An 18,873-nucleotide genomic window follows, 5' to 3' on the forward strand; every position below is an offset into this window, starting at 1 on the left:
TTTAGCATATGGCAGGTGTTATGAAAAATAATGACTAAGGTTGTACGTTTGCTTAAATTATGTTTAACACAGGTAAGTTATTTTTTTTGGCGATAAGCTTAATCATGTTATCGGCTTATGACGCCAAACCACAGCATATTTCTTATATAGTACTACAAAATGAAAAGCTTAAAGAAACGCCGACACAATTTTACATAGACCGTGTAGATGATGAACGCGCCGACCATACCTATATCGGCAACGTGATTGAAATTGGTGCAGCTAAAAAGCCCGAAGTTTATAAAGCGGATGTGAAGGGTGGTATATCAGCAATTAAGAGTTTTATTAGCAATAGCATACCCGTTGATAAAAATTTAAGGCCGATAATTATTAAAATAAAAGCGTTTACCATTACCGAAACATTAAACGCTAATAATAGTATAAGCGGAAAGGTAAATATCTCTATAGCTTTTGGCTTACAGCGCGATGATGATTTTATTACCCTTGGCACTTACGTTGGAGGCAACCAGTACCAGCGCCCCGTTGCTACAGCGCAGCAAACCGAGCCTATGCTGCGCGCAGCTATTAACAACAGCCTGATATACCTAAACAAATGGATAAATGCGCAAGCCGGTACTAATCCGCAACTGGCAAAAGCAGTAAAAGTGATTTTTAATAATTATGACGAGACACCGGAGGGAGACACTATTTATTATAGTATAAAACGGCCGTTAAAATGGGACGATTTTAAGGCAAAGCCACGCACAAGCAGCAAAAATGGAGCAGAGATATTTGCAAGTATTGGCTATACAGAGGATGTGGCGCTTAAAAATGCGGTTTTTAAAATTACCCTTAACATTAAAGTGTATGTGCCTAAAAGTGCCAGCTGGGTTGCTGCCGGTAACCAAAGCAGTTATGCCTTAAACCACGAGCAAAGGCACTTTGATATTGCCAAAATAGTGGCGGAGCGTTTTAAAAGAAATATAATGCAAGCCGAACTGCCACCTTATAATTATGATGGCCCTATTAATATGCTTTACCTTGATGCCCTTAGAGAAATGAACAAACTGCAAAAGCAGTATGATGACGAAACCGCGCATAGCACTAACAATAACCAACAACAGCAGTGGAACGAGTTTATTGATAAAGAATTAGCGAAATTAGGCATTAAACCCAGTGCGAATTAAGCCGCAGCCAATTGTTTTTTTATACAATTTAATAATAAACTTATATCAAATGGTTTTGATATAAAATCATTTGGGGCGCCCTCCTGATGCATAGAATTTGATACATTGTGACTTGCAGAGATCAGAATAATAGGAATATTGTTGGTGTCTACCTGTTTTTTTATCTGTTTGCAAAGTTCCCGGCCGTCTAAATTATTGCCGAGCATTATATCCAATAATATCAAATCCGGATGTTTTTCTTTGATCGCATCCATCAAGCATTGGCCATCAGATAGTGTATCAACCTCATAGCCAGAATCTTCAAGAATAAATTGTAACACTTCTAAAATGTCATTATCATCATCCACTGCAAGTATCCGTCTCATAATATAATATCTTTAGCATCGGGCTTATTAAGTACAACAACATGTACTAAAAAGCAACGCCAGTACTACAGCAATACTTATACCAAATTTTACTCACCGGCATTACCCGGGCCGTCAGGTTTGATGATGTACGACGCTTTATTACAATTTGCGCAAAAATATTTTTTAAGGGGGACAAAGAAAAGGATGTTTTTTACAAACCAGCTTCTGTGCATTTGGTAGTGGAACAATTTGCCGCACCTGGGGCAATAGCTGCTCGGCTTCTTTTTAAATTTCTCGCTCAATTTAGTTCGATTTAGGGGGCTAATACTGTAAATGTATACGTTAATCGAGTATTTATTTATATTTTATTAATACTTCTGTAACATATAATGCAAAAAAAAGGCCGTTAATTTTAACAGCACTTTTTCGTTGTATTTTAAATCAATTATACGATGGGTTAATCCCAAAGGTTGCTTGGGTAAGTACCATTGCTTACCAAAGCCGATATACTTTTTTGTACGATGGGCTTGTCATCAATGTAGGTAACACCAAACCATTTAGCATCAGTTGGTATTACTTTAAATGATGCTTCGCCGCTTTTTATCAACTCGTCAGCAACTAAAGGTATAAAAAATTCAGATTTTGGATTGTCTTTATTAGCTGCTACAAACGCTTTAAACATAGGCTCGCTTTGTTTAAATACAGCAGGGGTAAAGCCCCAAAAATTCATAGATACGCGTGTATTTGGGTCTAAAGGATACTCTACATCGTTTTCTTCGTAGGCCACACTGCCATCTTCTTTAAAGTATACTTTAAGGCGTTCGTTAATGGCAACCATGTTACCATCTTCAACCTGGCATACCCCACGCGATACCGAGCCATGGTCAGACAAAGTACGATCTACCTGGTAGCCAATAATGGCGTATTTGTCATCAGCTACTTCAGTTGTTAAAAAGTCGGCCATTTTTTTGAAGGCATCGTAACCATAAAAATCATCGGCGTTTATAACACAAAAGGGCTCGTTTACCTGGTTGCGCGCAGCTAATACGGCATGCGCCGTTCCCCATGGTTTGGCGCGTTCAATCTCTTCATCAATACCAAAGGGTTTTAGGTCAAAGCTTTGAAAAACGTAATCGGTTTCTACACGTCCCTTTAGCTTGGGCTCGAATATAGATTTAAAGTTATCGGCAAACTCTTCGCGTATAATAAAGCTCACTTTGCCGAATCCCGCTTTTATAGCGTCGTATATCGAGTAATCTATGATCGTTTCGCCATTGGGGCCAAAGCCATCAACTTGTTTCATGCTTCCATAGCGACTTGCCATGCCTGCGGCTAATATTAGTAATGTAGGTTTCATGTATAGATAAGGGTTTTGTAATTTAAAAGATCTACGTAATCACAAATCTCAAAGTACTCCTAAATGTTTTGATGTTTTGATGTTTTATTTGATATATCTAAAATCCATACCTGCGGTAATATTTAACAGGCACTCGTAAATAAGGCGAATCACGTTATCCACGTCGTCTTTATGTATCATTTCAACAGTGGTGTGCATATAGCGCAGCGGTAACGATATCAATGCCGATGGCACTCCGTCGTTTGAGTAGGCAAAGGCATCAGTATCAGTACCGGTAGAGCGTGATGAGGCCTGGCGCTGAAAGGGAATATTTGCTTTTTGAGCGGTCTCTATCAGCAACTTATTCAGGTTGTTTTGCACTGCAGGGGCGTATGATACTACCGGTCCTTTACCGCAGGCAAGGTCGCCCTGGGTTATCTTGTTTATCATTGGCGTGCCGGTATCGTGCGTTACATCGGTAACAATGGCTACGTTTGGCTTAATGCGGTGGGCTATCATTTCGGCACCACGCAGGCCAATTTCTTCCTGTACGGCGTTTACTATATACAGGCCAAAAGGCAGTTTAATGTTGTTTTCTTTAAGCAAACGGGCAACCTCAGCTATCATAAAGCCACCTGCGCGGTTATCCAGCGCACGGCCTACGTAATAGCGGTTGTTTAGTACCATAAACTCATCTTCGTAGGTGATAACACAGCCTACATGTATACCTAATTTTTCAACCTCATCCTTGCTGGTGCAACCGCAATCCAGGAAGATGTTCTTTAGGGTAGGGGCCTCTTCCTTTTCGCCGCCTAAGCGGGTATGTATGGCCGGCCAGCCAAAAACAGCCTTAACAATGCCGTTATCTGTGTGTATATCAACACGTTTTGATGGTGCTATCTGGTGGTCGCTGCCGCCGTTGCGTATCACGTATATAAGGCCATCGTTGGTAATATAGTTCACAAACCACGATATCTCATCGGCATGTGCCTCTATAACAACCTTATACTCAGCCTCGGGGTTAATAATACCAACCGCGGTGCCGTAATTGTCTACATAATGGTCATCTATATACGGTTTCAGGTAATCCAGCCAAAGTTGCTGGCCTTTCCACTCAAACCCTGTTGGAGAGGGGTTATTGATATATTTTTCGAAAAACGACAGCGATTCTTCGTTAACTATCGCCGGGTGTTGCGGATCTTCAGATTTCTTTTTAGCCATTTGTTTTTGTTATAGACCACCGTGTGGCCAGCCACAAATATAATAAAGCTGTTGATATTGATACAATACCGTGTGAACGGTATACGGACAAAACGAACAAAATAAATTTTAACAAAGGCTCATATTTTTTTTAAAAAATGGTTTTGGCCCTCACGGTTTGTCTTTTTAGCGATATCAGCTATAAGTATTGCACTTTCCGCTGTAAAATATTCCATTTTTTTGTTGGTTACAGCTGGAATTTTCGTTTTTTTTCGTTACTCCGGTCTTACTAATATAAAATTTTAGTTGAATAAAACAAGGTTTTTTGAGCAAAGCACTATCTGACTATATACCACTTATTGTAATATTAAATGTTACAATATGTTGATGAGATTGTACAGTAAATTGTGTAAAATATTGTTAGCTGGTAAACGGTGTAAAATATTGTTAATGGCTTAACATGTACTTTATATTATCCACCCACCTTTGCGGCGTTAATTAAATAAGGTCAGTTAAAGAAATCAGTTAGAAAAGGACCGGGTTGCGCGAGGCAGGCCGGTCTTTTTTTGTTTAGGGTAATTGCTTTTGCATAATGATGTAGTCGAACCCGTTTTTTTGGAACTCGTGGCCGGTTTTGGTAAAGCCCTGTTTTTCGTAAAACCCGGTGGCCGATAGCCGGGCATTGCACCATAGGCGGGTGCCCTGCTCGCGGATAACAAAGTTGGTGATGTAGATTAGCAGTTGCCTGCCAATACCTTGTTTTTGTACCGTATCGCTCACCGCGAACTTGCGGAACTGCCAGTCGTTATCACGCTGAAAAAGTGACACCACGGCAACCAGGGCATTATCCTCAAAAGCCCCGAAATGGTAACCGTGGTTATCCTCCTCCATCTCCATGTCGTGCAGGTACTGGCCCGGGTACAATATATCGCGCCGTAAACGCCAGGTAAGCTGAGGGGTTATTTGTTCGATAGAGAGCATGAGGTAAAAGGATAAAGGTAAAAGGATTTTTAATATCGAATACTGAATGTTGAATTTCGAATATAGAAGTTAATAGTATTTGCCTGATTGTCGCTCGGCTCTTTTTCGTTGGTCTGGATTTATAATCCGGCACCGTGTGTTTTGGGATTTATAATCCCCGAAATAACTTTGTTTCGCGGATTGCAAATCCGCAGTGTTTAAGACCGGATTGCAAATCCGGACTAACATGCAAATTAATTTCCCTGAGAAAGTCGATTGACAAGTATATTTCTGGTTGTCCCGGGAGCCAGCAACCCTGTGTAGTTTTTTACTGTAAGAATGAATATGTAAAAGTTATTATCACTTTTGATGAATGAAACTTCTACAGGCATTAGTTTCTCGTCCTTAGTTAAGACATAAAAGTCGTTTTCATCCTCTTTTTTATATTTCACAGATAAATTATCGAACTCCGAAAAATAACTATTTATCGCCCGACTTTTAACTGTTGCTCTGGTAGCATTGCCGTGAAGATTTAAATAAATGGCAGAACCAGTATCAGGTTTACCCGACTTAAACCTGATCAACAGATTGGGGATTTTTTCAAAACCATGATACCATGAATTAGAATAACCTTTGTCCTCATGCTGACTTTCTATTATGACAGGGTTCAACGAAACCATTTTAGAAACAGGTATTTTATAGATCATACCCAGGTATTTGTCATCATAGTAAAACATAGACACTGGACTTCTGGTCTTACCTTCCATAGTCTCATATACCTTTACCTTTGAACTATCTTTAAAGAGACTAAGATAATTTCGCGGCATTACATATACGGTATTTGTAGAATCGATGGCCATTATTTTAAGCTCTTCGTCCATTTTGTAACTTAAAAATTTAACTATCAGAACAAGCAAGATTACTATCGTACTCATTATTATTATAGTTGATTTTTTCATTTAATTTTTCACCTCCCGTTGGTCTGGATTTATAATCCGGTACCGTGTGTTTTGGGATTTATAATCCCCGAGATAAATTTTTGTTTCGCGGATTGCAAATTCGCAGTGTTTAAGGCCGGATTGTAAATCCGGACTAACATGCTAGCATTTGTTATGGATTAATGAAATAAACAAGTATTGTTTCTTGGTCCTTAAAAAAGCCAAGATAAGTATAGTGGTCACCAACATTAACTTTTTGGCCAAAAGCTGTTTTAATATCCTCAACCTTTCTGTTTTTCATTACAGTATCAAGTTCCTCCGATCCTATTAATTGATCATTTGTAGATAACGCTTTATCATTTATACAGCTATTGAGTAATTGTAAATAATCAGCCTTAGAAAGCTTTATTAGTGAGCATGAGGCATAATCGCCGTGAAAGTCTGGGTAAGATGCTGTCTTTGCTATAATATTAGCAGAAAGAGGGATTTTTTTAGAAGTTACTTTTTGAAACTCATTATAAAAAAAACTGTCGTTAGGGAAAAAAGCGGTGAATATGTTATAGGCAATAAAGAAAACGAAACCAACAAATATTATCAGCCCTACTGTTTTATAGCCCTTTTTAGCTAACCATCGGTAAAAAAGGAATACAAGCAAAATAGGCAGCCCGATTAATACGCTGACACATATCAAAATAATAAGCACTAAACCTATTGCTCCGCTATCCATCATCTAAAATCTACAACGGTATATTCCCATGCTTTTTCCTCGGGTTATTCACCACTTTGTTTTCCAGCATTTTAAAGGCGTGTATCAGCTTAATGCGGGTATCGGCAGGGGCTATTACCTCGTCAATAAAGCCACGTTCGGCTGCGCGGTAGGGGTTGGCAAATATTTCGGCGTATTGCTGTTCCTTTTCGCGCCATTTGGCCTCGGGGTCTTCGGCGCTGGTTATTTCGCGTTTAAATATGATCTCGGCAGCACCTTTGGCACCCATTACGGCAATCTCGGCACTTGGCCAGGCGTAGTTCATATCGGCACCAATATGTTTAGAGTTCATTACATCATAAGCGCCGCCATAGGCCTTGCGGGTAATAACGGTAATGCGCGGCACGGTTGCCTCGCAAAAAGCATACAGCAGTTTAGCGCCGTTGGTAATAATGGCGTTCCACTCCTGGTCGGTGCCCGGCAAAAAGCCCGGTACATCTTCAAACACCAGCAGGGGTATGTTAAAGCTATCGCAAAAGCGTACAAAACGTGCCGCTTTGGTTGATGAGTTGATATCTAACACACCTGCCAAAAACGCGGGCTGGTTGGCTACTATACCAATACTGCGGCCGGCCAGGCGGGCAAAACCTACTACAATGTTTTCGGCAAAATCTTTATGAACCTCTAAAAACGATGCTTCGTCAATTACATGCTCAATTACCTCGCGTATGTCATAAGGCTGCGCAACGTTTTCGGGCAGTATATCGGTTAGTGCGGGGCGTTCCTCGTTCTTTACCTCGTAAGGCAGGGCAGGGGCGCGGTCCTCGCAATTTTGCGGCATATAGCTCAGTAGCTTCTTTACATGGTTAATGGCCTCGATCTCGTTGGCGCAGGCAAAATGTGTTACGCCGCTTTTGGTGGCATGTGTATTGGCGCCGCCCAACTCTTCGGATGTTACCTGCTCGTGCGTTACGGTTTTAACCACGTTGGGGCCGGTAACAAACATATAGCTGGTATGCTCAACCATCAAAATAAAATCGGTAATGGCGGGCGAGTACACCGCGCCGCCGGCACAGGGGCCCATAATGGCCGATATTTGCGGCACTACGCCGCTGGCCATGGTATTGCGGTAAAATATATCGGCGTAGCCGCCTAACGATACTACACCCTCCTGTATACGTGCACCGCCCGAATCGTTCAGGCCAATAACAGGCGCGCCATTCTTCATGGCCAGGTCCATTATCTTACATATCTTTTCGGCATGGGTTTCAGACAGCGATCCGCCAAAAACGGTAAAATCCTGCGAGAAAACGTATACCAACCGGCCGTTTACCGTGCCGTAACCGGTAACAACACCGTCGCCGGGATATTTTTCTTTCTCCATCCCAAAATCGGTTGAGCGGTGCGATACCAGCATCCCTATCTCCTGGAAAGAGCCATCGTCCAATAAAAAATGCAGGCGTTCGCGGGCGGTTAATTTCCCTTTTTTATGCTGACTATCAATACGTGCAATGCCGCCACCCTGTAATGCCTGGTCGCGTTTTTTTTGCAGAATATCTAACTTTTTGTTCACGGGTGTGTTAATTGGTAAAGCGTTAAAATTAGTAATTATATTGTAAGATTATCTTTAAACAAAGTTTTGATAATTTGCATTTCAATTTTTTTATATCTTTGCCACACATGAAAAACAGGATTTTTAAAAATTCGGTAGTGCTAATGTTTATGGGCATCTTTATTGCAAAGATGGTCATATCTATCGCGCCGGTTTTTATTAGTCTTGACGATAAAACGGTTAGTGCGGTTATCATGCAGTTAGAGCATGAGTCAAAAACCGAAAAGGAAAACCCCGATAAAGATGCTTTGAAAGAAAAAAAATCTTTTGACGAAACCTGTACACATCTGGTTGTTTACAGGCCTTTTATTGTTGAAACCAACATATTGCACAACCAGGAAAACTCGCTTTACACACAGGTTTATCATCCTGTTGTGCCTACCCCTCCTCCCAACGTATAAATGAATTTTGCCGGATAATTTTATTATCCGGGTTTGCAAAGCGTTTAACTGTTTTTACCGGCAGCTAAAACATCATGCATCTGCTTTTTTGTGCCTAATGGCATTAACAGGCTGTTTATTTAAAATTTCATTTATAACATCATCATCATTATGGATATTAAGAAAGGCGGAATCACTGCCGGAGATCTTAATCTTAAAAAATACTTTTTAGCTAAAAATTTAAAAAAGGACCTGCCATCGGGCCTGGTTGTATTTTTAGTAGCACTGCCTTTATGTTTGGGCATTGCCCTTGCATCGGGCGCGCCATTGTTTTCAGGGATATTGTCGGGTATAATAGGCGGTATTGTAATAGGTACCTTAAGCGGTTCGCAGCTTAGCGTTGCGGGGCCTGCAGCCGGGCTTACCGTTATTGTTTTAAATGCCATTGCCACCTTAGGCTCATACGAAACCTTTTTACTCAGCGTGGCTATTGCAGGGGCATTTCAAATAATACTGGGCCTTGTAAAAGCCGGTACCATTGCCAACTACTTCCCATCCGCGGTTATCGAGGGCATGCTTGCAGCTATAGGTATTATTTTAATAATGAAACAATTTCCGCATGCCGTTGGCTACGATTCGGATTTTGAGGGTGATGAAGGCTTTAGCCAAACCGATACAGGTAACACCTTTTCGGCCATATTAAGCGCGTTGGCAAAAATTAACTATGGCGCCGTTATTATCAGCGCCGTATCATTATTGCTGATGATATACTGGCCTAAAGTGAAAAAGTTAGCCGTTGTACCCGCGCCATTAATGGTGGTGGTATGCGGTGTGTTATTAGGCATGGCATTTTCTAACACAGGCCTTGCCCTTTTAGATAAACAGTTTGTACAAATACCATTAGTAAAAAGCACTACCGAATTTTTCGGCTTGTTTAAATCGCCAAATTTTGATGCTATTGGCAACAAGCAGGTTTGGATAACCGCCTTCACTATTGCAGTGGTGGCCAGTTTAGAAACCCTGCTAAGCCTTGAAGCTGTAGATAAAATAGATCCGATAAAAAGAATATCACCTACTAACCGCGAACTGGTTGCTCAGGGGGCTGGCAATTTAGTGAGCGGTTTTTTGGGTGGTTTACCCATGACAGCCGTAATTGTACGTTCATCGGCCAATGTAAACTCGGGGGCGCGTACAAAAATGAGCGCTATTTTTCATGGCTTTTTATTGCTGGTATGTTTATTGGCCATACCATCGTTATTGAACAAAATACCATTATCGTGCCTCGCCGCCATATTACTTACGGTAGGTTATAAACTGGCGCGTGTGGGCCTATTTAAGCATATGTGGCATAAGGGGCTTAACCAGTTTATCCCTTTTGTGGTAACCATTATAGCGGTGGTATTAACCGATTTGCTGATAGGTGTAGGTATAGGTATGCTGGTTGGTGTATTTTACATATTACGCACAAATTTACGCAACCCCTACTTTTACCAGATAGCGCCAAACGGCGAAAAGGATACCATTAAAATACAATTGGCCGAAGAGGTATCGTTTTTAAACAAGGCCGCCATACAAGTAACACTTACCGGTTTGCCTAAAGGCAGTAACGTAATAATTGATGGCTCAAACTCGAGGTATATAGACCCGGATGTACTGGAGATAATTAATAATTTTAAGCATAATGCTTTTACCAAAGGCATTATTGTGCAGTTGCACGATATTAAGGAGCGGTATGATATACCACCTTTAAAAGATTTAATATACACCCCTAAATAAATACTACCATGAATTTAGAAGATAAAAACAACAACAATAAACCCGTTATAGACGGTGCTAAAATAAAACTGGCCCAAAAAGAAAGCTATGATAATTTAAAGAAAGGTAATAGCGACTGGGCTGCAAAAATGGCTAAGGAAGACCCTGAGTTTTTTAAGAAACTATCAAAAGGGCAACAACCCGAAGTGCTTTGGATAGGCTGCTCAGACAGCCGCGTGCCAGCCAACGAGGTTACAGGTACCAAACCCGGCGAGGTGTTTGTGCACCGTAATATTGCTAATGTTTGCGTACATTCGGATATGAACATGTTAAGCGTGTTAGATTACGCGGTAAACGTATTAAAGGTGAAGCATGTTATTGTTGCCGGCCATTACGGTTGCGGCGGCGTAGCGGCGGCTTTAAGCAACAAACAGTTTGGCATTATTGATAACTGGTTGCGCCATATTAAGGATGTATACCGCTTGCACGCCCACGAGCTTGACCGCATTACCGATGAGAAGCAGAAAGTGAACCGCCTGGTTGAACTGAACGTGACCGAGCAGGTGTATAACCTGTGCAAAACATCAATAGTGCAAAACGCCTGGATGGACCGCACCGACCTTGAAGTGCATGGCTGGGTGATTGATATATCTACCGGTTTGATCAAAGATTTAGGTGTAAGTAGCAGCAGCCCGCACAACCTGGGCTATGTATACGAATTGGATAACACCAACGAGGCAAAATCTGCCTAATAATTTTTTGTTAATTAAGTGTGTAAGCCCTGTATGCAGCTGCATGCAGGGCTTTTTGCATAAATATCCAAAACAGGATATAAATGCATATGTTTAAACCACAGTAAAACCCCTATATGTTACGACAGCCACAAGCAAAGCGTACATTAAAGCAAAACCTGATGCTGGCATCGTCAACAGCATTTGTAGCCGGCATAATTGATGTTGGCGGCCTGCTTGCTTTTTTAGCTTTTACATCAAACATTACCGGCCACGTAGCCAACCTGGCCAAAAATATAGTTCAGCAAAATTTTCAGTCGATAGCCGTATTTGGCGTATGGTTATTAATGTTTTTGCTGGGTGCCTTTGTATCAAACTTTATAGTAAAATCATTACAGCATATCAGCTATTACCGGGCACACTCTATCCCCATCATCATCGAGATTGTGGTGCTGATATTTGTAGCTTTTTATGGCAATAACTTTTACAAAGAAACCCAGTTTGAGCGCGAGATAGTGATCGGCGCTTTATTGTTTGCCATGGGCCTGCAAAACAGCCTGGTATCAAACATATCGGGCGGGTTGATAAAAACCACACACCTAACGGGCTTATTTACCGATTTGGGCAGCGAACTGGCCGACTGGATGCACCCGCGTACAAACACCGGTGCCGAGATAAAAAATAAGATATACCTGCGCCTTACTATACTGGCTTTTTTTATTTTTGGCGGCTTTATAGGCGGTTATACCTTTAACCTTTACGAGTTTAGGGTGTTTTACTTTGTGCCGGTTATTTTACTCACTATATTGTACTACGATTTACTGCCGGTATTTTTCCATAAAATATTCCAACTGATATATCCTACAAAAACCGTTAACAAATAACAAACTATGTGTGCTACCCAAATGATACACGATACCAGCCATATTACCTACGATAGCTTATTAGAAGGTAATAAACAGTTTATTGCCGATACCCTTAAAGAGGACCCGCTGTATTTTGAAAAATTAGCTAACGGACAAAAACCACCTGTGTTGTGGATAGGCTGCTCTGACAGCCGCGTACCCGCCAACCAAATAACCAATACCAACCCGGGCGAAATATTTGTGCACCGCAACATTGCCAATATGGTTATACATACCGATATGAGCATGTTAAGCGTGCTGGATTACGCGGTAAACGTATTGCAGGTAAAGCATGTTATTGTAACAGGCCACTACGGCTGCGGGGGGGTAATAGCATCAATGACCAATAAACAGTTTGGCCTGATAGATAACTGGCTGCGCAATATTAAGGATATTTACCGCATACACGCCCGCGAACTGGATGCTATAGAAGACGAAACCGCCAAAACGGACCGCCTGGTAGAACTGAACGTGATTGAAAACGTAAATAACCTTTGTAAAACATCAATTGTGCAAAACGCCTGGCAAAAAGGGCAGGAGCTTAGTGTGCATGGCTGGGTTTACGATTTAGGCACCGGTATAATAACCGATATGAAGGTAAGTACCGATAATAACTCAAAAATGGACGAGGTGTTCAGGTTTACCTCCCAGCCCCCTGAAGGGGGAGTTTAAAAAACTTAAACTTTACAGGAACGCCCAACCTTGTTTAAAAGTTGGGCGTTTCGTATAAACTATTATTCCCCCTTCAGGGGGTTAGGGGGCTCGGGTTTATTGTTCCTTTTGTAAAAACGGGTACCTGTAATCTTTAGGCGGGTCAAAGGTTTCTTTAATGGTACGCGGCGATACCCAGCGCAGCAGGTTGATCATAGAGCCTGCTTTATCGTTGGTACCGCTGCCGCGTGCACCGCCAAATGGTTGCTGGCCCACAACCGCCCCGGTTGGTTTATCGTTAATATAGAAGTTACCCGCGGCGTTTCTAAGGCGAGTTGTAGCCTCGGCAATAGCGTAACGGTCTTGCGATAAAATAGCGCCTGTAAGGGCATATATTGATGTTTTATCAACAATATTCAATATCTCGTCCCACTGGCTGTCTTCGTAAACATAAACGGTTAATACGGGGCCAAACAACTCCTCGCACATGGTTACGTAGTACGGGTCGTTTATTTTTAAAATGGTAGGCTCAATAAACCATCCCTGGCTTTTATCGTAACCGCCACCGGCAATTAGCTCGACATCCTTATCCGCTTTGGCGGCATCAATATATTTAGCCAGCTTATCAAACGATACCTCGCTGATAACGGCGTTAATAAAGTTTTCAAAATCTTCTACCGGGCCCATTTTAAAGGTGGCAATTTCGCGCTGCACATGCTCTTTTACAGCAGGCCACAAGCTTGCCGGTATATAAGCCCTTGAAGCGGCAGAGCATTTTTGCCCCTGGTATTCAAAAGCACCGCGTAATAATGCTACGCTAACAGCATCGGCATCGGCGCTGGGGTGGGCAAGCACAAAATCTTTACCACCGGTTTCGCCAACAATGCGCGGGTAGGTTTTAAATTTATGAATATTGGTACCAATAGTTTGCCAAATATGCTGGAAAACCTTAGTTGAACCGGTAAAGTGTATACCTGCAAAATCTGGGTGGTTAAATACTACATCGCCAACCTCGGGTCCATCGGCATATATCAGGTTAATAACACCATCGGGTACGCCGGCTTCTTTAAATATTTGCATAACCACGTTGGCGGCATATACTTGCGTATCGGCAGGTTTCCAAACTACAACGTTACCCATCATTGCTGCGCTTGCAGGTAAATTACCCGCAATAGCCGTAAAGTTAAACGGTGTTAACGCAAATATGAACCCCTCCAGCGGGCGTTGCTCTAAACGGTTCCATACACCTTTGCCCGATATTGGGGGTTGCTGCTGGTATATTTCCGTCATGTATTGCACGTTAAAGCGCAAAAAGTCTATCAGCTCGCAAGCAGCATCAATTTCGGCCTGGTAAGCGTTTTTGCTTTGGCCAAGCATGGTAGCCGCGTTTATTTTTGCACGGTATGGGCCGGCTATAAGCTCGGCTGCTTTTAAAAATATGGCTGCACGTTGCTCCCATGGCAGGTTTTCCCAATCGGCTTTGGCGGCAAGGGCAGCATCAATGGCAGCAGTTACATGGCTTTTATCGCCATAATGAAAAGTGCCTAATAAATGTTTATGATCATGCGGTGGGCGCAGCTCCATCAGTTTACCTGTACGAATCTCTTTGCCACCAATATACATTGGTATATCTATAGTTTGCGACCGGGCTTCCGTTAAAGCCGCTTTAAGGGCCGCGCGCTCAACACTACGCGGGCCATAGTTTAAAACAGGCTCGTTTTGCGGGGGCGGAACATTAAAAAATCCTTTTAACATAGGTGAATAATTTAAGCCGCAAAGATACAGCTAAATATGCAGATGTGCCAATTAGCCTAAAGGTAAAATGGTTTTTGTGACGCAGGTTTGATACGTAATTGGGTATAGTATACAGTAAAAAGTTATAGGTTGCTCTTGCACATAAATTAACAATAAATTCATGTTGATTTAATAGCCATGTGGTTATATTTATTATATGTTGATTGAACCCGAAGATTTACCGGCAAATAACTATAGTTTATTAGCCAGGCTTGAACACGACCAAATTGTACCCTTTATAAGGGCGTATCTCCAAAAAAGAACAATGTATGCTATAGGGTATTATTTAATTAATATCCTTAACCTAATAGCTATCGCTTATCTGTTTTTTACAAATTATGGGGCGGCTAATTTTAGTATGGAAAAAGGATTTAGCTACCTGGCGTATGGTATAGCCATTGCCTTTACGTTGGTGCCTTTGCACGAATATATACACGTGCTGGCCTATCGCAGCCAGGGGGCGGCCAATACATCGTACGATGCGCAGATCAAAAAATTTATATTTATGGCTATTGCCGATAGGTTTGTAGCCAATAAAAAAGAATTCACCATAGTTGCATTAGCTCCGTTTGTTTTAATTACCGGGACTTTAATTATAGCCTTGTTTATTGCAGGCCTGTATGGGCAATTTTTGGTTTTGGGCATACTATTTACACATACGGCTTGCTGCTCGGGCGATTTTGGCCTGATGAGTTTTTTTGAATACAACAAACGCAAAAAGCCGGTTACCTATGATGATGTGGTTAACAAGGTGTCGTATTTTTATGGTGAAAATGTATAGGAACAAAAAAGCCCCCAATAATGGAGGCTTTTTTGAATAACTTGTAGCGCTAACCTATTTTTTTATAGGATAAACCGTGGCTATAAAGGTTTTATCCATCGCCGATAGATAGTAGTTGTAGCCTATGGCTTTATGATCGGTAGTTAAAAATGCATCAACAGGGTACTCCATAATTGATTTTGCATCAAATGCGGTGTATTGCGTTTCGGCTTTGCTGTATTTTAAAAATATCTGGTCGTCAACATCTTCTTTGCTCCAGTTATTTGGCTCTCCGGCATAGTATGCATACACTTTAGGCTTATCCCATTTTATAGCGGCTACAGGGCTCGAGTGCTCGTGCACCAGGCCAATAGCATGGCCAATTTCGTGAGTGATAACACGGCTAAATTCCCGTTCTTCGGTAGTGCTGTCAAACCAGCCAAAGTTTATAGTTTGTTCGTTTTTTGGTACGTCCACAGCTTCAGAACCCACAACGCTCCACGAACTTTCGTCTTTATGCCATTTAAAACCTACACGCAGGTCAGAGCTTGCTCTGTTTGTTGTTTTAACAAATTTTATATTGGCATAAGCCGACCATACGCTGGCATACTTCATTACCTTATCCTGAAAAAAGGCTGAGCCATTTAAAAAATAAACCTTTAAAATTTTACCGTTCGGCCATTTTTTAGCTTTTTCCAAGACGGCATCGGTGCTAATGCTGCCATTGGCATTTGCTATTCTTTTATCGATACAAACCTTGGGGATGTAGGTGCTGCTTAACGCCAAATTGGTAGTTTCGGCAGCCGGCGAAGTGGTTAATTCTGTATTCTGTGTTTTGGTACAGGCAGAGGCCATCATTATAAGCACAATGGCAGTTAAGTACTTGTGTTTCATTTTAAAAAGGGGTTTATCAAATATAATAATATTTCTTATATATAAAAAATATTTATCGCTCGGTTTCAATAAGTTTTGAAATGGCGTTGATAATAAAGTGCAAATAGCTGTAATTAATTACTGCTGGTTTTTTTGGGATATATTTTGGCGATAAAAGCTTTATCAACCGACGACAGGTAGTAATTATACCCTATCGATTTACCGTCGGTGGTCAGCTTGCCATCTACAGGGTATTCCATTATTGATTTAGCATCAAAGATGGTATACTGTGTGGCTGTTTTGCTGTATTTAAAAAAGATGTTGTCGTCAACATCTTTTTTTGACCAATTGTTGGGCGCCGCCGCATAGTATTTATAAACCTTAGGTTTATCCCATTTTATAGCCGCTACAGGGCTCGATTGCTCATGTACCAGGCCAATAGCATGCCCAATTTCGTGGCAAACCACTCGGCTGTATTCGGCATCGCTGGTGCTGGCGGTAAACCAGCCAAAGTTTACAGTTTCGCTATTTTTAAAGTAATTTGCATCGGTACCAATGTACGACCATGAACCCCCGTCGCCCCCATATTTAAAACCTACCCTAATATCTGAATTGGCCCTTGTGGTAGTAACCGCAAACTTAATATTGGCGTATAACGACCATACACTGGCAAATTTTAAAACCTTGGCTTTAAAAAAGCTGTTGCCATTTAAAAAATAAACCCTGATGGTTTTACCGTTAGGCCAGTTTTTGCCTTTTAAAAATACCGCGTTGGTTTGTATTTGTCCGGTATCGGCAGTGATAATGGTGTTATCTATACATACATGTGGTATACTGTCTTCGCTGCTTGCAGCAAGGGCTATTGAATTTAATTCGGCTGACGGTTGCACATTGGTTTCGTTTGTTTTGGTACAAGCTGCAGCAAAAATCAATAAGAATAGTATAGCCAGATACTTCGTTTTCATGTGTGCCGGGTATTTGTACAAAAGTACTATATTAATGTTTAATAATGCAAGTAACTGTTTGTCAATAACTTTAAGTTGTTGGCTTTGTATAAATAGCCGCATTTAAAGCCTGCAAATGGTTTAATTTGTATTTTTATATATATGATAAACCTGCCCGAAAATAAGCAACTGCATTTTGAGCGCGACAATAAAAAAATAAGGCTGGTGCTTACAAACGGCGACCATGAATTGGCTTGCCGTAAAGAGACAGCAAGTAAAATGCTCAGCTTTTTAACATCGGCAAACGAGGTATTATTTAAAGGCCGCCTGCAATTGCGCAAAAACGATGATGATACTTTAACCGTCGCCTTAAAAGGGGCGGTAGCAGGTACTATCAGCATCGCCGCTTTTAAAAAGGAATTGGGTTAAGTTTATCCTTATTGATATTTAGTATATTAGGGCTACCCGAACCCACAATATATGACAACCACTGTTGCCGAACCTGCCGTATGGAGCGGCCCCCGCAAGGTGGCCGTGCGCTTTGCTACTATATTTTTTACCTTATATGTATTGCTGGAACCTAACGGCGTATTGCCTTATATGGATGTGGTATACAACTACTACATTATCCCCATTAACAAATTGATCGTTTGGACGGCCTCGCACATATTTCATACCGGCCCGGTATCATTTGAACCTACCGGCAGCGGCGACACGCTGCGCGATTATATTACCTATTTCCTGATACTTGCATTCGCCTTTATTGGCGCCCTTATATGGTCGTTGGCTGATCGCAGAGCACGCAATTATAACAATATGTTTTACTGGCTTACGGTAATTGTACGCTATTATGTTGCCTTTACCATGATAAGCTATGGTGGGGTAAAGGTTATAAAACTGCAATTTGCCGGGCCAACGCCCGACAGGCTTTTGCAAACCTATGGCAATTCATCGCCCATGGGCCTTGCCTGGACGTATATGGGTTTCTCGGACGGGTTTAACTACTTTACCGGTATGGGCGAGCTTACCTGCGGGCTACTGCTGCTGTTCCGCAAAACGGCTACACTGGGGGCGGTAGTAGGGCTGGTAGTAGCAGCCAATATTATGGCGGTAAACTATTGCTTTGATGTACCGGTGAAGCTGCTATCGACCATGTTAACGTTAATGTGCCTGTTTTTACTGAGCAAGGATGCCATAAGGCTGGTTAACTTCTTTTTTCTGAATAAAACCGCGCAGCCGGCTAACCTTAGTCCGCATACGTTTAAAAAACGCTGGAAGAACGTTTCGCTAACTACGGTTAAATATTTGCTGATAGCCTATACGCTGTACGCCAACATCAGCGGCGATATAAGCGCCATGAGCCAGTATGGCGATGCCGCCCCAAAGCCGCCGCTATATGGTATTTACAACGTACAAAGCTTTGTGCGTAACAACGATACTATACCGCCATTGGCAACCGATACGGCCCGCTGGCATAAGCTTACCGTAAGCTATAGCGGCGGCGCCAGGGTAATAATGATGAACGACAGCATTAAACGCTACGATTTTAAAATTGATACGCTGAAGCATACCATTGTGATGAATACCTATATTGATACCCTTACTAAAGGCTATTACACCTACACGCAGCCCAATAAAGATGTGTTGCTGCTAAAAGGTAAGTTTCACCAGGATTCGCTGCATATACGCCTGAACAGGTACGACCTGAAAAACTTCAGGCTATTGAACCGTGGTTTTCATTGGGTAAATGAGCAGGCTTTTAATAGGTAGGGGGTGATAAGCGGTAGCGGGGGGGGCGATACAACGAATAGATGC

The 18,873-nt window shown here is 41.7% G+C and carries 19 protein-coding genes; 9 read left to right on the forward strand and 10 right to left on the reverse strand.

The window, feature by feature from the left end; all coding sequences use genetic code 11:
• Positions 1-104: 104 nt before the first annotated feature.
• Positions 105-1,166 (forward strand): hypothetical protein, encoded by a 1,062-nt coding sequence (locus FFF34_000830; protein ID TSD65975.1) that lies wholly within the window; start codon positions 105-107, stop codon positions 1,164-1,166.
• Here FFF34_000830 and FFF34_000835 read toward each other — a convergent pair.
• The 7 genes from FFF34_000835 to FFF34_000865 all read right to left on the reverse strand — a co-directional run bounded on the left by FFF34_000835 (position 1,163) and on the right by FFF34_000865 (position 8,226).
• On the reverse strand, positions 1,163-1,534 hold the full coding sequence (locus FFF34_000835; GenBank protein TSD65976.1) for a response regulator: 372 nt from the start codon (positions 1,532-1,534) through the stop codon (positions 1,163-1,165). The genes FFF34_000830 and FFF34_000835 overlap by 4 nt on opposite strands.
• 436 nt (positions 1,535-1,970) lie before the next feature.
• Complete coding sequence (locus tag FFF34_000840; protein TSD65977.1) at positions 1,971-2,870, reverse strand: nucleotidyltransferase; 900 nt, start codon at positions 2,868-2,870, stop codon at positions 1,971-1,973.
• A gap of 84 nt (positions 2,871-2,954) precedes the next feature.
• The gene (locus tag FFF34_000845) at positions 2,955-4,070 is read right to left on the reverse strand and encodes a M42 family metallopeptidase (protein TSD65978.1); all 1,116 of its coding nucleotides are present in this window, start codon (positions 4,068-4,070) and stop codon (positions 2,955-2,957) included.
• 549 nt (positions 4,071-4,619) lie between these two features.
• Positions 4,620-5,030, reverse strand: coding sequence for a GNAT family N-acetyltransferase (locus tag FFF34_000850; protein TSD65979.1), 411 nt, complete (start codon positions 5,028-5,030; stop codon positions 4,620-4,622).
• A 233-nt stretch (positions 5,031-5,263) separates the two neighbouring features.
• A complete protein-coding gene (locus FFF34_000855; protein TSD65980.1) occupies positions 5,264-5,944 on the reverse strand; it encodes a hypothetical protein in 681 nt (226 codons plus the stop codon).
• 175 nt (positions 5,945-6,119) lie between these two features.
• Entirely contained in the window at positions 6,120-6,677 is a 558-nt protein-coding gene (locus FFF34_000860) for a hypothetical protein (GenBank protein TSD65981.1), read from the reverse strand.
• A gap of 7 nt (positions 6,678-6,684) precedes the next feature.
• Positions 6,685-8,226: an acyl-CoA carboxylase subunit beta gene (locus FFF34_000865; GenBank protein ID TSD65982.1), complete on the reverse strand. Its 1,542-nt coding sequence runs from the start codon at positions 8,224-8,226 to the stop codon at positions 6,685-6,687.
• 107 nt (positions 8,227-8,333) lie between these two features.
• Here FFF34_000865 and FFF34_000870 point away from each other — a divergent pair, with 107 nt between their 5' ends.
• The 5 genes from FFF34_000870 (at position 8,334) to FFF34_000890 (ending at position 12,708) form a co-directional block, all read left to right on the forward strand.
• Entirely contained in the window at positions 8,334-8,666 is a 333-nt protein-coding gene (locus FFF34_000870) for a hypothetical protein (protein ID TSD65983.1), read from the forward strand.
• A 150-nt stretch (positions 8,667-8,816) separates the two neighbouring features.
• Positions 8,817-10,421 (forward strand): SulP family inorganic anion transporter, encoded by a 1,605-nt coding sequence (locus FFF34_000875; GenBank protein TSD65984.1) that lies wholly within the window; start codon positions 8,817-8,819, stop codon positions 10,419-10,421.
• A gap of 8 nt (positions 10,422-10,429) precedes the next feature.
• A complete protein-coding gene (locus tag FFF34_000880; protein ID TSD65985.1) occupies positions 10,430-11,152 on the forward strand; it encodes a carbonate dehydratase in 723 nt (240 codons plus the stop codon).
• Between the two features lie 116 nt (positions 11,153-11,268).
• Positions 11,269-12,015: a DUF1275 domain-containing protein gene (locus tag FFF34_000885; GenBank protein ID TSD65986.1), complete on the forward strand. Its 747-nt coding sequence runs from the start codon at positions 11,269-11,271 to the stop codon at positions 12,013-12,015.
• 6 nt (positions 12,016-12,021) lie between these two features.
• Entirely contained in the window at positions 12,022-12,708 is a 687-nt protein-coding gene (locus tag FFF34_000890) for a carbonic anhydrase (GenBank protein ID TSD65987.1), read from the forward strand.
• Positions 12,709-12,804: 96 nt separating this feature from the next.
• On the opposite strand, the gene pruA is transcribed toward FFF34_000890, so the two are convergent.
• On the reverse strand, positions 12,805-14,442 hold the full coding sequence (gene pruA / locus FFF34_000895) for an L-glutamate gamma-semialdehyde dehydrogenase (GenBank protein TSD65988.1): 1,638 nt from the start codon (positions 14,440-14,442) through the stop codon (positions 12,805-12,807).
• A 196-nt stretch (positions 14,443-14,638) separates the two neighbouring features.
• Here pruA and FFF34_000900 point away from each other — a divergent pair, with 196 nt between their 5' ends.
• A complete protein-coding gene (locus tag FFF34_000900; GenBank protein ID TSD65989.1) occupies positions 14,639-15,262 on the forward strand; it encodes a DUF3267 domain-containing protein in 624 nt (207 codons plus the stop codon).
• Between the two features lie 54 nt (positions 15,263-15,316).
• Here the strand turns inward: FFF34_000900 and FFF34_000905 are convergent, their stop codons facing one another.
• Together FFF34_000905 and FFF34_000910 are read right to left on the reverse strand one after the other, a co-directional pair.
• Positions 15,317-16,135 (reverse strand): peptidase M12, encoded by an 819-nt coding sequence (locus tag FFF34_000905; protein TSD65990.1) that lies wholly within the window; start codon positions 16,133-16,135, stop codon positions 15,317-15,319.
• A 113-nt stretch (positions 16,136-16,248) separates the two neighbouring features.
• On the reverse strand, positions 16,249-17,181 hold the full coding sequence (locus FFF34_000910; GenBank protein ID TSD65991.1) for a peptidase M12: 933 nt from the start codon (positions 17,179-17,181) through the stop codon (positions 16,249-16,251).
• 39 nt (positions 17,182-17,220) lie between these two features.
• Here FFF34_000910 and FFF34_000915 point away from each other — a divergent pair, with 39 nt between their 5' ends.
• Together FFF34_000915 and FFF34_000920 are read left to right on the forward strand one after the other, a co-directional pair.
• Positions 17,221-17,487: a hypothetical protein gene (locus FFF34_000915; GenBank protein TSD65992.1), complete on the forward strand. Its 267-nt coding sequence runs from the start codon at positions 17,221-17,223 to the stop codon at positions 17,485-17,487.
• A gap of 51 nt (positions 17,488-17,538) precedes the next feature.
• Positions 17,539-18,828: a hypothetical protein gene (locus FFF34_000920; protein ID TSD65993.1), complete on the forward strand. Its 1,290-nt coding sequence runs from the start codon at positions 17,539-17,541 to the stop codon at positions 18,826-18,828.
• The last annotated feature ends 45 nt before the right edge of the window (positions 18,829-18,873 follow it).

It is taken from the genome of Inquilinus sp. KBS0705 (assembly GCA_005938025.2).
In the GTDB taxonomy this organism is placed as follows: domain Bacteria; phylum Bacteroidota; class Bacteroidia; order Sphingobacteriales; family Sphingobacteriaceae; genus Mucilaginibacter.

Bases quoted from the DNA above. Each gene is read 5' to 3' on its own strand.
- FFF34_000880 (TSD65985.1), top strand. From the start codon at position 10,430: ATGAATTTAGAAGATAAAAACAACAACAATAAACCCGTTATAGACGGT.
- FFF34_000855 (TSD65980.1), bottom strand. From the start codon at position 5,944: ATGAGTACGATAGTAATCTTGCTTGTTCTGATAGTTAAATTTTTAAGT.
- FFF34_000875 (TSD65984.1), top strand. From the start codon at position 8,817: ATGGATATTAAGAAAGGCGGAATCACTGCCGGAGATCTTAATCTTAAA.
- FFF34_000905 (TSD65990.1), bottom strand. From the start codon at position 16,135: ATGAAACACAAGTACTTAACTGCCATTGTGCTTATAATGATGGCCTCT.
- FFF34_000860 (TSD65981.1), bottom strand. From the start codon at position 6,677: ATGATGGATAGCGGAGCAATAGGTTTAGTGCTTATTATTTTGATATGT.
- FFF34_000910 (TSD65991.1), bottom strand. From the start codon at position 17,181: ATGCGGCTATTTATACAAAGCCAACAACTTAAAGTTATTGACAAACAG.
- FFF34_000845 (TSD65978.1), bottom strand. From the start codon at position 4,070: ATGGCTAAAAAGAAATCTGAAGATCCGCAACACCCGGCGATAGTTAAC.
- FFF34_000915 (TSD65992.1), top strand. From the start codon at position 17,221: ATGATAAACCTGCCCGAAAATAAGCAACTGCATTTTGAGCGCGACAAT.
- FFF34_000840 (TSD65977.1), bottom strand. From the start codon at position 2,870: ATGAAACCTACATTACTAATATTAGCCGCAGGCATGGCAAGTCGCTAT.
- FFF34_000885 (TSD65986.1), top strand. From the start codon at position 11,269: ATGTTACGACAGCCACAAGCAAAGCGTACATTAAAGCAAAACCTGATG.
- FFF34_000850 (TSD65979.1), bottom strand. From the start codon at position 5,030: ATGCTCTCTATCGAACAAATAACCCCTCAGCTTACCTGGCGTTTACGG.
- pruA (TSD65988.1), bottom strand. From the start codon at position 14,442: ATGTTAAAAGGATTTTTTAATGTTCCGCCCCCGCAAAACGAGCCTGTT.
- FFF34_000900 (TSD65989.1), top strand. From the start codon at position 14,639: ATGTTGATTGAACCCGAAGATTTACCGGCAAATAACTATAGTTTATTA.
- FFF34_000920 (TSD65993.1), top strand. From the start codon at position 17,539: ATGACAACCACTGTTGCCGAACCTGCCGTATGGAGCGGCCCCCGCAAG.
- FFF34_000890 (TSD65987.1), top strand. From the start codon at position 12,022: ATGTGTGCTACCCAAATGATACACGATACCAGCCATATTACCTACGAT.
- FFF34_000830 (TSD65975.1), top strand. From the start codon at position 105: ATGTTATCGGCTTATGACGCCAAACCACAGCATATTTCTTATATAGTA.
- FFF34_000870 (TSD65983.1), top strand. From the start codon at position 8,334: ATGAAAAACAGGATTTTTAAAAATTCGGTAGTGCTAATGTTTATGGGC.